The organism is Desulfobacula sp. (assembly GCF_030145145.1).
In the GTDB taxonomy this organism is placed as follows: domain Bacteria; phylum Desulfobacterota; class Desulfobacteria; order Desulfobacterales; family Desulfobacteraceae; genus Desulfobacula.
Genome location: NZ_JAQYWD010000012.1, coordinates 51,998 through 69,444, shown reverse-complemented (window position 1 = coordinate 69,444; position 17,447 = coordinate 51,998). Strand labels below are relative to the sequence as shown.

At 43.0% G+C, this 17,447-nt stretch carries 12 protein-coding genes and 1 tRNA gene; 5 read left to right on the top strand and 8 right to left on the bottom strand.

Features of this window, described 5'->3' with window-relative positions; all coding sequences use genetic code 11:
• Positions 1 to 139 precede the first annotated feature (139 nt).
• The 3 genes from Q1Q15_RS08640 to Q1Q15_RS08630 all read left to right on the top strand — a co-directional run bounded on the left by Q1Q15_RS08640 (position 140) and on the right by Q1Q15_RS08630 (position 3,905).
• A complete protein-coding gene (locus tag Q1Q15_RS08640; RefSeq protein WP_300458534.1) occupies positions 140 to 1,546 on the top strand; it encodes an ATP-binding protein in 1,407 nt (468 codons plus the stop codon).
• A gap of 243 nt (positions 1,547 to 1,789) precedes the next feature.
• Complete coding sequence (locus Q1Q15_RS08635) at positions 1,790 to 3,208, top strand: Do family serine endopeptidase (protein WP_300458531.1); 1,419 nt, start codon at positions 1,790 to 1,792, stop codon at positions 3,206 to 3,208.
• Between the two features lie 37 nt (positions 3,209 to 3,245).
• Complete coding sequence (locus Q1Q15_RS08630) at positions 3,246 to 3,905, top strand: flagellar brake protein (RefSeq protein ID WP_300458530.1); 660 nt, start codon at positions 3,246 to 3,248, stop codon at positions 3,903 to 3,905.
• 208 nt (positions 3,906 to 4,113) lie between these two features.
• Here the strand turns inward: Q1Q15_RS08630 and Q1Q15_RS08625 are convergent.
• Positions 4,114 to 4,189 (bottom strand) — tRNA-Ala (locus Q1Q15_RS08625).
• Positions 4,190 to 4,367: 178 nt separating this feature from the next.
• On the opposite strand from Q1Q15_RS08625, the gene Q1Q15_RS08620 reads away from it, so the two are divergent.
• Positions 4,368 to 6,260 carry a SurA N-terminal domain-containing protein gene (locus Q1Q15_RS08620; RefSeq protein WP_300458529.1) on the top strand — a complete coding sequence of 631 codons (1,893 nt, stop codon included), beginning with the start codon at positions 4,368 to 4,370 and terminating at the stop codon, positions 6,258 to 6,260.
• Between the two features lie 8 nt (positions 6,261 to 6,268).
• Entirely contained in the window at positions 6,269 to 9,109 is a 2,841-nt protein-coding gene (locus Q1Q15_RS08615) for a M16 family metallopeptidase (protein ID WP_300458528.1), read from the top strand.
• 88 nt (positions 9,110 to 9,197) lie between these two features.
• Here Q1Q15_RS08615 and Q1Q15_RS08610 read toward each other — a convergent pair whose 3' ends face one another.
• The 7 genes from Q1Q15_RS08610 to ylqF form a co-directional block, all read right to left on the bottom strand.
• The gene (locus Q1Q15_RS08610; RefSeq protein ID WP_300458527.1) at positions 9,198 to 9,608 is read right to left on the bottom strand and encodes a PilZ domain-containing protein; all 411 of its coding nucleotides are present in this window, start codon (positions 9,606 to 9,608) and stop codon (positions 9,198 to 9,200) included.
• Positions 9,609 to 9,881: 273 nt separating this feature from the next.
• Entirely contained in the window at positions 9,882 to 10,376 is a 495-nt protein-coding gene (locus Q1Q15_RS08605) for an asparaginase domain-containing protein (RefSeq protein WP_300458525.1), read from the bottom strand.
• Positions 10,366 to 10,872 (bottom strand): RecX family transcriptional regulator, encoded by a 507-nt coding sequence (locus Q1Q15_RS08600; protein ID WP_300458523.1) that lies wholly within the window; start codon positions 10,870 to 10,872, stop codon positions 10,366 to 10,368. The genes Q1Q15_RS08605 and Q1Q15_RS08600 overlap by 11 nt, the downstream gene beginning before the upstream one ends.
• A gap of 5 nt (positions 10,873 to 10,877) precedes the next feature.
• Entirely contained in the window at positions 10,878 to 14,090 is a 3,213-nt protein-coding gene (locus tag Q1Q15_RS08595; RefSeq protein ID WP_300458521.1) for an AsmA-like C-terminal domain-containing protein, read from the bottom strand.
• Between the two features lie 88 nt (positions 14,091 to 14,178).
• Positions 14,179 to 14,457 carry a peptidylprolyl isomerase gene (locus Q1Q15_RS08590; protein ID WP_300458624.1) on the bottom strand — a complete coding sequence of 93 codons (279 nt, stop codon included), beginning with the start codon at positions 14,455 to 14,457 and terminating at the stop codon, positions 14,179 to 14,181.
• An 89-nt stretch (positions 14,458 to 14,546) separates the two neighbouring features.
• Positions 14,547 to 16,613, bottom strand: coding sequence for a carboxy terminal-processing peptidase (locus Q1Q15_RS08585; protein WP_300458520.1), 2,067 nt, complete (start codon positions 16,611 to 16,613; stop codon positions 14,547 to 14,549).
• Positions 16,594 to 17,445: a ribosome biogenesis GTPase YlqF gene (gene ylqF, locus Q1Q15_RS08580; protein ID WP_300458518.1), complete on the bottom strand. Its 852-nt coding sequence runs from the start codon at positions 17,443 to 17,445 to the stop codon at positions 16,594 to 16,596. The genes Q1Q15_RS08585 and ylqF overlap by 20 nt, the downstream gene beginning before the upstream one ends.
• Positions 17,446 to 17,447 lie beyond the last annotated feature (2 nt).

Sequence of the window (17,447 nt, the reverse complement as noted above, 5' to 3'; positions counted from 1 at the left end):
ATCACTATTTCATAACCAGATGGGTAAAAAGTGCCATAAAGAAAGCCTGACCCCATGTAAAAATGGTCAACCCCGAAAGTTGAGACAATAACACAAGCCTGACCCCATGTAAAAATGACCCACTCCGAAAGTTGAGTTAATGAAAAATAAAATGATCCATACCATCGCCTTTAGATTAACCCTGTGGTTCACTGGCATTTTTACCATCTGTTCCAGTGTTGCCTTTGTTTTGTTTTATTTTTTGGCCTCTCAAACGCTTCAGACGCAGATTGACCAGGAACTCCTGGACAATGCTGCTAAATTCTCTGCTGTTATTCACCGAAACGGATTGATGGGGGCAAGGGAACTGGCGGTGGTGGAAGCCCAGACAGCAGGAGAAAAACTGATGTTTTTCAGACTTGTCTATCCCACCGGTGAAGTGTTTGCCTCTTCTCACATGTCTTATTGGAAAGATGCCCATGTCCGCCAGTCTGCGCTGAGACAGCTGATCCTCAACAAAAATAACCTGTTTGAAACCATTCTCATTCCGTCAACCCGGAAACGAGCCAGGATTCTCTATAGTTATGTTGCCACCAATGTCATTTTACAAACCGGCATTGCCATGGAGTCCTCTGCCAGGTTTTTAACGGCGTTTAAAAAGGTGTTTGTGGGGGCCATGGGGTTTATTATTATTTTCTCCGCCATTTCCGGCTGGTTGCTGGTTCGAAAAACCTTGTCCGGTGTGAAGACCATCGCCAGCACCGCTCAAACGATTACCGGCAGCAACCTTGACGCCCGGGTGGCTGGAACCGGCAACAAGGATGAGCTGGATCATCTGGCAAATACATTCAACTCAATGCTGGATAGAATAGGGGCGCTGGTAAAAAGCATTCGGGAAATGAGTGATAATATTGCCCATGATTTAAAAACGCCCATTGCACGAATCCGGGGATTTGCCGAACTGGCCCTTGTTCATGAAGAAAGTATGGAAAACTATCGGTCCATGGCCGCCAATACCATTGAAGAATCAGACCGTGTTCTGGATATGATCAATACCATGCTGGTGATCTCAAAGGCTGAAGCAGGAGGAGGGGATTTTAAATTTAAAAAAACCAATCTTTCCACAATGATCCGGGACGCATGTGAGCTGTTTGCCCCCCTTGCCGAAGATAAACAGATTGCTTTTGATCAAATTATCCAGGATCAGATCTATTGTGTTGCCGATATTAAAATGCTGCAAAGGGCATTTTCCAATCTGTTGGACAATGCCATCAAATATACACCGGAGAAGGGTCGGATACGGGTTATTGCCGCGTTAAAGGATCATCAGGCCGTCATCAAAATTGAGGACACGGGCATTGGGATTGCACCGGAATATGTTGAGAAAATATTTGAACGGTTCTACAGGGCCGAGTCCTCCAGAACCAGTGCCGGAACAGGGCTGGGTCTGAGCCTTGCCCGGACCATCGTCCGGCAGCACAACGGCAATATTTATGTGTCCGGCCGCCAGGGCAAAGGTGCCGTGTTTGTAATGACATTACCAACTTGTAATATTGAGGTCATTTAATTGTCATGTTTGTGTGTTATTCTTACGATTAGTTAGTGTTTGGGCGAAAACTTACCCATCTGCTGCGTTGCTGCAAAATTTTGCCTAATTATATAGGATCGGGCCTCATGTACTATAGTACACTCCGGTTTCAAAATTTCTTGCGCCTTGCATATGGGCAACTTTTCACCCAAAAACGGAATTTTAGGTTAGGCACTATTTAGCGTCAGTAACATGGGTGTTAATTATTTAAGGGAGGGTAGGATGAAACAGATACATAAACTTTTGATCGGTGTGATAATATTTAGCCTGCTGGCTTTTCCGGTGATGGCAAAAACCAGTGACGTACCTGTCAAAATGGTACCGGCAAGTTTTGCTGAGCTTGCCAAACAGGCAAAACCGGGTGTTGTAAACATTCAGACGGTAAAAAATATTGAAGGTGGTGGAAGGGTGTATAAACACTTTTTTGGCCAGCCCTTTGGCGGGAACAGAGATTCTTTCGAAGATTTTTTTGCGCCTTTTTTCAATCAAAGGCCCCAAAACAGAAAGGAAAGCAGCCTGGGATCTGGTTTTATTATCAGCAAAGACGGGTATATTGTCACCAACAACCATGTGATTGCCGGTGCAGATCAAATCAAGGTTATCCTGCATGATAAGGCGGAATATGATGCGACCCTCATCGGAACGGATCCCATGACGGATCTGGCATTGATTAAAATTGAGGCAAAAAATTTGATGCCCTTACACTTCGGCAGTTCTTCAAAAACAGATGTTGGGGCATGGGTGGTGGCCATCGGCAGTCCGTTCGGGCTTGAGCAGACCGTAACCGCAGGGATTGTCAGCGCAAAAGGCAGAATCATCGGTTCCGGTCCCTATGATGATTTTATTCAGACCGATGCCTCTATTAACCCCGGTAATTCCGGTGGTCCGTTGCTGAACCTTGCGGGTGAAGTCATTGGCATCAATACCGCCATCATCAGATCCGGCCAGGGAATCGGGTTTGCCATTCCTTCGGATCTGGCCACCGGTGTGATTGATCAACTGACAGAGCAGAAAACGGTCTCCCGGGGATGGATGGGGGTGGCCATTCAAAATGTAACGGAACAGCTGGCAGAATATTACGGTATTAAAGAAACCCAGGGCGTATTTGTTGCCAAAGTGTATGAGGGTGATCCTGCAGATAATGCCGGGATTATGGTGGGAGATGTCATCATTCTGATCAATGATAAAAAAATTGAATCCTCCCGGGATTTGACATTAACCATTGCCAGCTCATCAGTGGGGGAAACGGTTAAGGTCAAACTGATCCGGGACGGTAAAGAAAAAATGGTAAAAGTTAAACTTGGCAAGCGGCCGGATCAAGACCCTGAGACAATGGAAATAATTGATGGGTATGATCCTTTTGGGTTCAAACTAAAACAGCTGGATTCAGACATGGCCGGAAAACTGGGGTATCCTGAAAATATCAAAGGCCTTATTGTGATGGACATCGAAGCCAACAGTCTGGCATCAAAAACAATGGTCCGTCAGGGAGACCTGCTCATGGAAGTGAACCATCATAAAATCGTCAGCCTTGAAACATATCAGCAATATTTGCAAAAAATAAAGAAAGGCGATCTGGTTCAGCATCTGTTCAGGAGAGGGAACAGCCATGTGTTTGTTGTGAGTTTTGAAAAACCCTAGCGCATACTTGAAACAGACGGTTGAATAGAGACGTTAAATGGGGGCATTAGACAGAATTTTAGAACTCGATACATTTGAGAGCCGGTATATTGATATTGGCACTAAAGTTTATCTGGAAACAGAAGAAGGGCGGTTTTCTGTCACCAGTATCTTTGTTGGTATGCTCACCGATGAATTCATGATCATTACCCCGCCTAAGGGAGATAACGCGATTAAAGACAAGTTGTTTCCCGGCAGGAAAATGGTGGTCAAATACCTGTATGATGGATCCATATATGCCTTTCAAACCAGCGTGATAGAAATGATCACCACCCCCATCAGTGCCCTGGTTATCCATTTTCCCAAAGGGGTTCAACAAAGAGAGTTAAGGGTTGCGAAACGGAATAATGTTGTGATTCCCGGCAGGATAGAAATCAATAAGACCGGGTTTGACGTGCTTGTGAACGATATCAATAAAAATGGATGTCGATTTAAATATCGGGATAATACAAAAAAAATAGCATTGAGAGAAGGGGATTTTTTAAGACTTTACTGCCGGTTTCCCGGCGTTTCTGATGAAATAGGTGCCATGGCATGTGTTCGAAATGTTAGAAAGGAGCAGGGCCAAGTCTTCATTGGGCTGGAGTTCCAGGATATGACCAAAACCTTTTTAACCCCTTTGATTCATTTTTTATACACGATCAAAGAATTTATATAACGCTTTAATGGACGGGGTCAGGCTTTTTTTATGGTGCTTTTTATCATTATTTCATGACCAGACAGGTAAAAAGTGCCATAAAGAAAGCCTGACCCCATGTAAAATGGCCAACTCCGAAAGTTGAGTGATATAAAAATTGACCAAATCTAAAAGACTTGGGTCTGAAAATAAAAAAAGCCCCTGTGATCACAGTGGCTTGATTTTGCTTTGGTGGAGCTGAGGGGGATCGAACCCCTGACCTTACGGCTGCCAGCCGTACGCTCTCCCAGCTGAGCTACAGCCCCACATCCAAAAGCACTACTTAGATAATAGATTGAATCTATTGTGTCAACAAAAAACTGATAAAAAATTAAAAGTCATGGGTTGAATTAATAAAATATTGACACAGGCTTTTGTGAAAAGCTACTATGCATAGTTTGTTTAATCATAATTTTATTTTACTGGAGAGTTAAGGAGAAAGTGATGCTGCGTTACTTGCGTGAAAACACCGGAAACTGGATCATTAAATTATTTCTTGGGATTATTGTCATTGTGTTTGTGTTTCTCGGTGTGGGGTCCTTTGGGTCCAAACGGAATGATTCCATTGCAACCATTAACGACAAACCCATTACCATAAAGGAATACCAGCAGGCCTATAAGACAATGGTGGATCAAATGAGGTCTCGATTCGGGAAAAACCTGAATGATGATATCCTGAAAGCACTCAATGTAAAACAACAGGCCCTTGACTCCTTAATTGACCAAAAAATAATTTTAGCTGAAGCGGATAAACTGGACATTACCGTTTCTGATACGGAACTTCAACAAAATCTGGTCTCGATTAAAGCATTCCAGAAAGAGGGGCGCTTTGATTTAGATCAATACAAAAAAGTATTAAATATGAATTCATTAAATCCTGAAATTTTTGAACAACTCCAGATCGATTCAATGCGACAGCAGAAAATTAAAGATCTGGTGTTAAGTGCCGTGAATGTATCAGACCTTGAAGCAAGGGACTGGTATGTGTTTCAAAATAAAAAAGTAGCGGTTAACTATCTGTTGTTTGCGCCTGAAGCCTATGCGGATATTCATCCGGATGAAAATCAGATCAAAACATTTTATACGGCGCATACCGATCAATATAAATCCGAAACTAAAATCCAGGCAGTGTATTTAAAATTTTCTCCAGACGAGTATAAAGCGGCTGTCAACATCACTGATGCCAATATTAAAGAATATTACGAGCAATATCCGGAACTATTTCTAACCCCTGAAAAGGTTGAAGCCCGGCATATCTTGATTAAAGTTGGTGAAGATGCCGATGAAGAGACCGTTGCACAAACCCAAAAACGCGCACAGGATATCTATGAAATGGCTGTTAAGGGTCAGGAATTTGAGCAGCTTGCAAAACAATATTCCGAAGGCCCTTCAAAAGACACGGGGGGATATCTCGGGGTATTTGAAAAACAAAGCATGGTGAAACCATTTGCTGATAAAGCCTTTGCCATGAAGCCGGATGAAATCTCCACCCCGGTGAGAACGCAGTTCGGGTGGCATATCATTAAAGTGATCGCCCGATTTGATGCTGCCACCCAGACCCTGGCTGAGAGTTCAGCAAAAATAAAAAAAGAACTTGAACAAAAGGAATTGCAGAATCTGGCGTATTATAAAGCAGGGGAAGCATTTGATGCAGTGATTGACGGGGATGATTTAGAACAAGTTGCCCTTATCGCTAATAAAAAGATCCTGACGACCAAAGAATTCACCCTGGCGGGAGAAGGGCTTGATATGACAGATCCTGCGGGTTTTGCAAAAACGGCTTTTGAACTTCCCCTGGATGATATCAGTGATGTCATAGACTTGGGTGGTGTGTATTATTTGATCAAAGTGTTCAAAAAGATTGATCCGGTTGTTCAGGAACTTGATCTGGTGAAAGACAGGGTGATCAAAGAACTGACCGCAAAGCTGCAACACGAACGGGCAAAAGAAGCGGCTCAATTAACCCTTGCCAAAGCGGTTGATGCACAAACACTGGATCTGGCCGGCAAGGATCATTCGCTAACCGTCAAGTCCACAGAATTATTCACCAGAAACGCGACCATTGAAGACGTGGGAAGTTCTCCTGAATTTATTCGGGCAAGCTTTTCTTTAAATGAAACCAATAAAATTTATCCGGAAACAATTGAAACCCCGGCCGGGTTTTATCTTATCGGTTTTAAAGAACAGGCATTACCGGAAGAATCTGAAATTTCAGAAAATTTTAAACGTGTAAAAGAGGAAGTTACCTGGAGAAAACAGGGAGAATCTTTTCAGGCATGGATGAAAGAAGTGAAAAAACACTATACGATCAATTATGATCCTGAAATGTTGAATTAAGGGCACCAATGATCCACCGTACCTGTTCTGTCAATGCGGCCAGGATATTGTTTTTCGGCCTCTTGTGCCTGTTTGCCTGTGCCCCGAAACATCCGATTGTTGCGCCGCCCATTAATGGCAGCCAAATCGATCCTGGTATTGTTTACGGCACGCTTCCCAATGGATTTCAATATGTCCTCATGGGGAATTCCCTGCCAGAAGACAAGGTGAGTATTCATCTGAATGTTTTTGCCGGTTCAATGAATGAGACAGATGACCAGCAGGGGGTTGCCCATTATCTGGAACACCTTTTGTTTAATGGATCAGCGCATTTTAAGCCCGGAGAATTAATCGAATATTTTCAAAGCATTGGCATGGACTTTGGTGCAGATGCCAATGCCAGTACCGGTTTTTTCAATACCGTGTATGATCTGTCTTTGCCCAAAGCAGATTATCAGCATCTGGACAAGGCGTTTGTTGTTATCCAGGACTATGCCCGGGGCGCCAGTCTCCTGGAAACCGAAGTGGATCGGGAACGCGGTATTATCCTGGCTGAAAAACGGGAGCGGGACTCTGTCGATTACCGGACCTTTAAAAAAACCCTGGAATTTGAACTGCCAGGTTCATTGTTTAATCAAAGATTTCCCATCGGGATTGACACCCTCCTGAAAACAGCAGATCGAGACTTGTTAAAAGCCTATTATGACCAGTGGTATCGACCGGATAACATGGTCTTGATTGTTGTGGGGGATATTGAGACCCAAACCGTTTTGCCCATGATCGAAAAAAGATTTTCCCGACTGAGGCCCCATGGCTTTTTCGTAAACAAACCCGTATCTGTCCAATGGAAAGATCATCAGGGAATAAAACCGTTTTATTATCATGAACCTGAAGCCGGCAGCACGGAGATTACAATCGAAACCATTTCCTGGGAACCCTTTGACAGGGAAACCGTGGATATCCTGAAACAAAGAATGTTAAGGCATATTGCCAATGCCATGGTACAAAATCGATTGTCGCGACGGATCAGCAAGCAGACTGCCGATTTTTCGGATGCGTCCATTTTTTCAGGATCATTTTTGCACCATATGGCAGTGTCTGCTATCCGTGCGACATGTGAACCTGATAAATGGGAAAAAGTGCTGGGTCAGATTGAAACGACCTTGCGGCAGGCCCTGGAATATGGGTTCACTCAACAGGAACTGGACAGGGTGACCGCTGATGTTCTGTCGTCACTTGAACAGCGGCAAGCTCAGGCAGCTTCCCAAAAGAGCTCGGATCTTTCCCGTCAAATTTTAACCACCATTAATCAAAGGGGATTGCTTTTATCGGCCGAACAAAAGAAAGCGATCCTGGAACCCTATATTCAATCGATTTCATTACAGCAGGTTCATGGGGCATTCAAAGCGCTATGGTCACAAGATCACCGGCTTATCCTCATCACCGGCAATGCCGATATCCATACAAAAGAACCGGAAGCCACCATCCGGGATGTCTATCAGGCCAGTCTCAATACACCGGTCACACGGATTGAAGACGGGGAAGCCAAAATATTCCCCTATCTGGAATTGCCCGCTTCTGTTCAGGGAATCCGGTCAAGACAAGATGATGTGAACGGTCTTGGCATTACCCGCCTTGAGTTTCAAAATAATATTCGATTGACGTTAAAACAAACAGATCATAAGCAGAATGAAGTTCTTTTTAATGTTTGTTTTGGAGACGGAAAGAAATCTGAACCGCTGTCAACACCTGGTTTAAGCCGTTTGAGTGAGGCGGTTATCAAGACAAGTGGCCTTGGAACACTTGATATGGACGAACTGGAAGAAGCCCTGGCCGGCAAAGAGACCCGTATCGGGTTTGAAATCAAGGAGAATTATTTTTCTTTGTCCGGTTCCAGCACCTCAAACGAAGCCGCCCTGGTTTTTCAACTCATCTATCATTATTTGAATGATCCCGGATACCGGCAGACCGCTTTGGACCTGGCAAAGCGGCTTTATAAACAAAGCTATGACAGCCATGTCCGGACCCCCGAAGGGATCATGCACATAAAAGGGGATGCTTTTCTTGCCGGAAAGGACCCCCGGTTTGGGATGCCGCAACCTGAGATAATTAATCCGTATACCCTGGACGATATTCAGCATTGGCTGACCCCCTATTTTCAAACGGCGCCGGTTGATATCTCCATTGTGGGGGATTTTGATCTTGAAACCATGATTCAACTGGCCTCACCATATATCGGTGCATTTAACGAAAGGGAAAAATTTTCGATTCAAGGGACCCGCCCGGAAAAAATTTATTTCCCAAAAGGGGAACAGCTTGAACTGAAAATAGATACAAAAATTGATACCGGTGTTGTTCATGTCGCATTTTTAACGGATGATTACTGGGATATTATGCAAACACGCCGTCTGTCGATTTTATCCAGAGTGTTTTCAGAACGGCTGCGACGTGTCATAAGAGAAGACCTGGGTGAAACCTATTCTCCCTATGCATATAATGATCCCTCAAAGAATTTTAATGGCTATGGCGTGTTACATGTGGTGGCCGCTGTCAAGTCTGAAAGTCATCAATTTGTTTACCGGAAAATTAAAGAGATTGTCCAAGACATGACCTCAACCGGTATTTCAAAAAAAGAGGCCGGCCTTGCCTTAAAACCGGTTTTAAATCACCTGAAGGTCCTTCAGAAGAACAATGGCTACTGGTTAAATGCTGTAATGGCCAATGCATCAAAGTATCCACAAAAATTTAACTGGGCCAACACTATGATGGCAGACTATACGAGTATCACCCATGCGGATTTAACCGCCCTTGCAAAAAAATATCTGTCAATGGATAACAGTGCATTGATTACGATTGAACCATCAATATGACAAGTGGGCGAAGTTATTACCAAGTCCAGTTTTTCGATAGATTGGTCAGAGAATCAAAGGAAAAAAAACAGTTAAAAGGCGGGCATCTTTATTGTTGTTGGGGAAGTTTGTCTATTTGATCAGAAACATTGTTTCTAAGGTAATAATCCAGGTCAAACAATTGTTTAAAACTTAAGTCCTTAAACTGAACGTGCCTTTTCCTTACCTTCATTGAACTGAATGAGGGGGCATTGGTCAGTTCATAATCGGCAATGGTTTTAAAAGGGAGATCCCCCACATAATATCCCATACTGCTCAAAAAAATCGATTCTTCCTGTTGGGTTTCGTTATCTGCATCCCCATTGCCGGTATCAATATACTTAAAGGCAAGGCCTCCCATGCTGATATCAATAATCTGTCCTAACTTGTGAGAATTGGGACTTATGGCAGCGTAGGCGCCTTCCACGGCTTTGTAACGTTTGTTTTTTCGTCTTTCAACGGTTCTTTTCCTACCTACCATAATCAATTTTTCCTTAGTTCATATTCACATCTTTAAAAAAAGATTCAAAACTCAAAACGATAGATGCACAAATTATACCAGTAAAAAAGTCCATTGTCTTTTGCAGTATATTTTATGAATACTTATGATATCTGCCAGGGGAAATCAAGATATCTATGGGGTTTTTGCTCGTTTTTTCAAAAGGAGGTCAATGGACGGGGGATATTTTTGAATTTTGACAGGGTATAAACAGATTAACGGAAAAAATAGTTATAATATTAGGTATTAAATTTCTTAAAAAGTTACATTTTTTTCCTCGAATTGTTTTAACACCCTGTTTTTTCTTGCATTATCCGGTGAAAAAACCCTGCCACTCATGACAAGATAAACCCCCGGGGGTAAGGTTTGAACGGCGGCAACCGCAGAACCAACATTAAAGATGGCGTCACTGGACGTAAATTTAGCCGGCTCCATGGCGCCGGTGAGAACAATGACTTTGTTTTTAATGTCAGCAAGTACTTTTGCTGTTTCAATCATGGTGTCAGTGCCGTGGGTAATGATAATTCTATCATGGGGATCCCCTTGCACCGCCTGGTGGATGATGGATCGGTCTTGATCCGTCATATCAAGGGAATCTTTTCTCAACAGGGAAGATACATCATAGTCAAAATTTACCCGGGCACACTTTAAAATATCATGAATGCTGGATTCTCCGATTTCATATTTACTCAACGCATCAAAGTATACTTTATCAATGGTTCCCCCGACAGCAATAAATTTAATTTTCATTTATATCCTCTCTAATCTCTTGTTTTGATGTTATAAAATGGTTCACCGTTGATCGACACACATCATACGTAAACCCCCTGTAGCGTAAAAACCCGGTCATTTTTTTTTTAAATTTTTCCACATCAAGTGTTTGCCAGGTTTTTATTTTACGCCTTACCGATGCGAATGCCAGATCCTGGTCATCATAGGGCAATAGAATTTTATCGATGATCGAAGAGCAGATTCCCTTTTTTTTGAGGTCATATCGAAAGGCAAATTTCGATTTTGCTTTGTATTTTACCTTTGTTTCTACAAAAAGTCTGGCAAAATTTTCATCATTTAAATAATTTTTTTTGACTAAAATTTGAATAATTTCCAGAGCAATATCTTCACTAAATCCTTTTTTTTTTATGTATTCCTGCATTTGATAAATGGTTCTGGGTTGATAGCTCAGATGGGCTATCGCCATATTTAAAGGCTGTTTGATTTGTTCAGCAGGGTCAAGAAAATCATTCATGGTGGTTATGATCCGTCTCCTGTTAGTTTATCCCATAATTTAACAGGTGTGTTTAAAATAGTGGCCATCATATTGATAAGGCCGGTCCCCACTGCGGAAGGATGTAACGGGATCACCACTGGATCGGAAAGGGTTCCACTGGCTTTCATGGGAACCGATATAAGACGATTGCCCAGCAGTGTACTGACAATGGGGATTTTCTCGATGATGCGATCAATGGTTTTAAACGGCGCCACAAGACAGGTCAGATCCATTTCATCCTTTACCGGATCGATCCAGCCGCTGAAGATCAGCATCATATCCTGTCCATCAATAATGGCTTTGGTCAGGTAAATTCTATGGTCCTTGATGTCCGCTTCAATGGTAATCTTTTTATACGCAAACCCTTGTTGTGTCACATCGGGCAGGGTTCCCTCGAAAACCGTTGAAAAATTTAACACCGACAGAATTCGTGAAAGAAGTGTCCATTTGTAAATACGCCCTTCCTCCGCGGTTAATGTAAATGACCCGCCCAAAGGGGCTGCGTTCTTTTTTTTTGGGCCATGGGACACCAACGTGCCGGACAGAGAATACCGACCCTCCATAAAGGCATTTTTTTGAAGCAGACAGGTCAACAGGGTCTGAATATTGGCGTTATCGTGGGCTTCAAAAGCAACGGTGGCATCCATCCCGTCTTTTTCCAAATTCATATCCCCGGTTACCTTTACATCACATAAAAACGCATTGTCCAGTCGGATATGAGACTGGTCTTTGTTTAAAGACACCTTGCTGTCAATTTGGGTAAGGGTCAGGTCTTTAATAGTCAGTGTATCGGCTTTAAAATTGATCCTGCCAGCGGGTAACAGCCGGGGTTCCCATGGGAAGCGCCTGGACGGGGAAACCAGTGAATTTAACGATACCTGCTGGGTGATGATATTTAAATGAGCCGCTGCATCCATATAGATTCGTACGGGCTTTCCTTGTGTAACGGCATTCATTTGCTTTGCCCAGAAACTGGCGGGCATCACGATTTTGTTGATGGTTTCTGTGTGGAGCATTCCGGTAAAATCAAACAAGGGTTTTTCAAGGTCGTGAGAAACCGTTATCAAGCCCTTTGAGACGTCCTGGTCAAAAAAGCGTATGGTGTCGAAGCGCAGTGACGCTGCTGTTTTACCCGTTAGATCAATGGTCAGCCTGGGTCCGGCAGGGAACATAAGATCACTGGTGAAAAAACAGTGGTTTGGGTTGGTTTGAAAATGACCGTTTTCCAGGTAGAACGGAACCAGAAGGCTATCCAGATATTTTTTATCAATCAAGGGGTGTAACCAAGAAAGATCACTTATTTTCATTTGAATGTCTTTCAAACTCAAAAAGTCTTCTGACAATCGATATTGACAGGACAGATTTTCCATTTGTCGTTGATCTGGCACTGTTGTCACATTGATGCCCAGACCGGTACCGATGACGTCATAGGTCCACAGGTCCGATGTTAAAAGCGGTCCGGATAGATCCATTGATGTTATCTGCAGGTTACCGCTGGCTGTTTTGACGGGAGAAAGCATGTCCCGGGTTTTTTTATAGGACATCAACCAGGGGATGATTGTCTCCAGGTCAAGAACCCCAGTGCCCGATTGGATGGTGATCCAGGGGGCTTCTTTCATATCAATTACCGCATCCAGATCATCAATCCTGGCGCCATTAATCCCGCCTTTGACATGACTGAGTTGAAGGGTAGCGGGGGTATATCCAAGTGTTATCGTATCAAGGGAAATGGCGCCGGGAATACGATCATAGAAACCCGTGACGGAAAAATCACCTGTTTGGACGTGAACATTAAGGTCATGGGCGCCTGGGGCCAGCGAAAGATTCAATTGGGTAGTTGCGCGTCCGACAACATCGTTAACCCGTAATAATTCCCGGGATAAAAGCGTGCCGGGTAAAAGTGAGATCAAGGTTTGCGGCATCATTGAAAGATCAATATCAAGCAAAAATTCCCCTTCAAACGGGTGGTCATCATAATTTAAAAGGTCTACAAAGAGTTGTCCTTTTTTGATGTCCGAGTTTTGAATCACCGCTGTGCTGGTGGTAATATCAAGACGGCCGTTTTCGATTCGGGCTTCTCCAGATACCTGGGATGCTGCCAGATCTGTCTTCGGAATATTTACCCACCCGTCTTCAAGCGTTCCCTCAAGTTTAAAATGCTCGCCATGAAACAAATCTTTCAACGAACGGCTCTGGAAAAAGACCGTGACCGTGGGAACCATTCCCCTGGGTAGAATTTCAAACAGGGTTTGGGTGATGGCATTGTCCTTGAAAACCGCTGAAGACATTTCTCGTGCCTCATCGATATGGATCTGGGTTCCGGTGAATTGCAGTTTGGTTTGGTGGTGGACCCGATCGTTTGAAAAATGAATGCCAATCTTCCCTTTGGGGTAATTTACGGCAAATGGCGGGATATCAATTTGATACCGCTTTTCCGACAGGTTAAAGACTGCCTTAATGCGGTTTGCGTCCATCAGGATATCATTAGTTTCTGATGTCAGCGTTGGAGAAATCCCCTCACACTGCCCGTGGATTTCATTGTTTGGGGTGATGGTTGCCCTTATTTCCAATTGATCAAGTGCAATGGTATCTAAATCAAGATATGAATCAAAATCGGCAAAAGAACGTTCGGATGACTGGTATTTGATCCCTTTTAGGGTTGCATGGAAACGGCTCTCTTCTTCTTTTGACAGATAAAAATCCCCATCCATCCATTTAAAGAACGGGGATATCAGGTGGTTGACCGTCAGGTTGACAGATGTCTGGTCTTCGGGTAAAAACTCAAATATTTTTTTTACCCCCGAAAGATCCTTGAAAATGGAAACATCAATGGGTGCCGGGGCGTGTTTTTTGTTCAGGATACTGGATTGAATCCGGGGATGATCCAGTGTTATTTGACGGATATGAAGTCTACCCCGTAAAAGCGCCTGGATATCCATATCAACTGTTAAGACATCAATGGTGATCGTTGTTCGTTTGTCATAGGCGAAATGAACCTTATCGATCATAAGGCTTGCCCGGGGAAATACGGTAAGAAAAAACGTTGACGCGTGAATAGGGATTCCTGTTTTTTCATAAACAACAGAAGCGATTCTATTTTTTATATACGCCGTATTGACGAGGGGATTAATAAACAAAAGAATCGATAAGAATAGAATAAGACTGAAAAAAATGCCGTAAAAAACAGGTCGTTTCATCCCAATTTTCAGCAAAGATATCATACCATTGGGTCAATGGCACGGGTTAAAAAACCCCCGTGCCGTAGAAGGTTATTTTCCTGAACGATCAGCTGCGGCTTGTGATTTCAACAATATGAAATCCAAAATTTGTTTTAACGGGTCCATGGGGGATGCCGACGGCTTCATTAAAAACCACGGTATCAAACTCAGGTACCATTTGACCCGGGCCAAATTCCCCCAGATCTCCCCCATTTCTTCCGGAAGGACATTTAGAGTGTTTTTGGGCCAATTCACCAAAGTCTTCGCCCTTCTTTATTCGATCAATCAGTTCAGTACAAAAGTCTTCTTTTTCAACAAGTATGTGTCTAGCACTGGCTTTTGCCATTTGTTTCTCCTTTAATGTTATCATGTCAACTCCTGGGAGTTGTAGTAAATCATCTGGTAATTTTCAAGTGATAATGAAGATTGCCGCCATTACCATGAAAAATTAAATTCATGGGAAAGATCAATAAAGTCTGCCATTACAAGATGGGTTTGATTCATCAAGATCTCTTTGAAGTCCTTGATTTCTGTATCTTCCTGTTCAAGTTTTTCCAGGGGGGCTTTGTCCCTGGACCTCAAATAATTATTTTCAATATCCAGTTCCAATTGTTCATATGTTTTTTTCCTTGATTTTCGCACATCCAGATTTAATGAGAGCGTTGTTTGATTGTTTATTTTAGCGGCAAGTTCTATTTTTTTCTTAAGATAGGTCAACCCCGGGTCCTTCAGCGATCTTTCCTGATAATCGGCATCTAATCGTTTGTTCATCGCATAAAGTGACCGATAGGCCTTATAGAATGTTTTGACGGTTTGATCCCAGGGCAGGGCGCCATCCAAAGAACTTTCACCGGTATCTTTAATGTTATAGAGCTGGGGATAATTCAAATCCGGTACAATCCCCAGATTTTGAGTGCTTTCCCCGGATACCCGATAAAATTTTGCACTGGTCAGTTTGAGTTTTCCTTCTCCCAGTGGCTGTAATTCCTGAACAGTCCCCTTGCCAAAACTTCTGGTACCGACAATCACGCCGCGATGATAATCTTTAATGGCCCCGGCAAAAATTTCCGACGCCGAGGCACTCATCCGATTCATTAACACGATAAGGGGGCCGTCATATGCCATGGTCGGGTCATCATCATATAATCGTGTAATCCGGTATTTGGACTTGATTTGAACCATTGGACCGGATTTAATAAACAGCCCGGTCAGTTGCTTGGCTTCTTTCAGGGACCCGCCACCATTGTCCCTTAAATCAACAATCAATCCGTCAATATTTTCTCGTTTTAATTCAGCCAATAATTTTTTAACATCTTTTGTTGTGCTTTTATAGTCTTTGTCTCCCCTGTGATACGCATTAAAATCAATATAAAAATTGGGAATCTCAATCACGCCGATTTTCAATGGGCCGGTATGATGATCAAGGGTGATAATGCTTTTCTGGGCAGATTGTTCTTCTAATTTAACCCGGTCTCGTTTTATTTGAATGGTCTGGGTTGAATTGCTTTTTTTAGCAGGGATGATCTTTAGTCGTACCACGGTATTTTTGGGGCCTCTGATCAGTTTGACCACATCATCAATCCGCTGCCCTATGGTATCTTTAATTTCCCCTGTTTCGCCTTGTCCCACACCAATAATTTTATCTCCGGGCATGAGCAGGTTAGATTTGTCAGCAGGTCCTTTAGAAATTAACCGCACAATTTTGGTATATTCATATTCGTTTTGAAGGACGGCGCCGATCCCTTCCAGGGATAAACTCATATGGATATCAAAATCCTCGGAAGCCCTGGGGGGAAAAAACTGGGTATGCGGATCAAAACTGGCCGTAACACTATTGATGAAAATTTGAAAAATATCATTTGAATTGGTTTGCAATAATCGGTTCAACCGGCTTGAATAGATTTTGTCAAGCGTCTGGCGGATGGACGTTTTTTCCTGATCATCCAGGATCATGGAAATAATATGATTTTTCAGATCATTTTTCCATAGGGCATAAAGCGCCTGCTTATTGGGTTTCCATTGCCGCAGGTCATGGTCTAAGATGATGACGTCGTTTTTGCTGAAATCAAACACGTTTTCCCAATCTGCTATCAGGGTGGAAATATACGTCAGCCGTTCCCGGGATCTTGCCATGTATAGATTAAATATCTCGAAACCCGTATTCAGGTTTCCTCTTTTCAGTTGATCATCCAGTCGAAATTGAGATTGTTTTAATTGGTTCATATCTTCCAGGGTGAACAACAATTTTCCCGGATCCAGCAGTTTTATATATCGATCCAGAATCATCGAAGACATTGCATTATCCAGATTTTTTTCAAGATAATGATATTGTTCAAGGGCGCGGATGATTTTTACACATTGCGACGCGTGTTCCGGCTTCGGTTTGAGGGGGGTACCCGTATCTGCCCCTGAACAGGTTGCGGATGGCAAAAAGAGGAACACGCATAAAAGGGGTGTCAGCAGTCTCGACCATCTCATACGATCAGTCTTTAAAGGTTTCATCGTTTTCAATATCCTTTGGCGTTTCAAAACTTATTTTTCCTATTTTACCGGACCGAAGTTCACGAATCAAGACTTCAGATGCTTTGTGTAAATTCACGTGGCCCCCTTTTTTTAAATGGCCTCTGGCAGTCCCTATCTTTTCGATCAATGTGAGTTCATCTGTGGGTAAGGTTTCCAGAAAAGGAAACCGCCCCATCAACAAATCAGGATAACGTTCAATTAAAAGGGCAGCGGTAAAAAATGCAATGTCGGTATAATCAATGGCTGTATCGGATATGGCACCGCTGGCTGCCAGGATATAGGCTCTTTGCCTGGGCGCTATCACCGGCCATAATATTCCGGGTGTATCATACATATCAATGTTATTGTTTAAACTGGTTCGTTGCTGCTGCCGGGTGATGGCCGGCTCATTCCCTGTCTTGGCAATTTTTTTCCCTGCCAGGGTATTTAAAATAGTGGATTTGCCTGTGTTGGGGATACCCAATACCATGACCTTTAATTTTCTGGCCCTGTTTCGATCAGTATGGTTCACACAATACTTTAATACCGCATTGGCATCTGATTTTTGAGTGCCGCAAATGGCAATGGCAGGCACTTGTTTTGTTTCAAAATATTTCAGCCATAAGGCGGTTTGTTCAGGATCTGCCAGATCGGTTTTGTTCAAGACTTTTATTCGAAATTTACCCGTACAGATTTTATTTACAAAGGGATTGGCACTGGCATGGGGGAGTCTTGCGTCTAAAATTTCTAAAACAGCATCCACTTTCGATATGGCCTTTTTAAGCTGTTTTTCCGTTTCAAGCATATGCCCGGGAAACCATTGAATCGTCATTT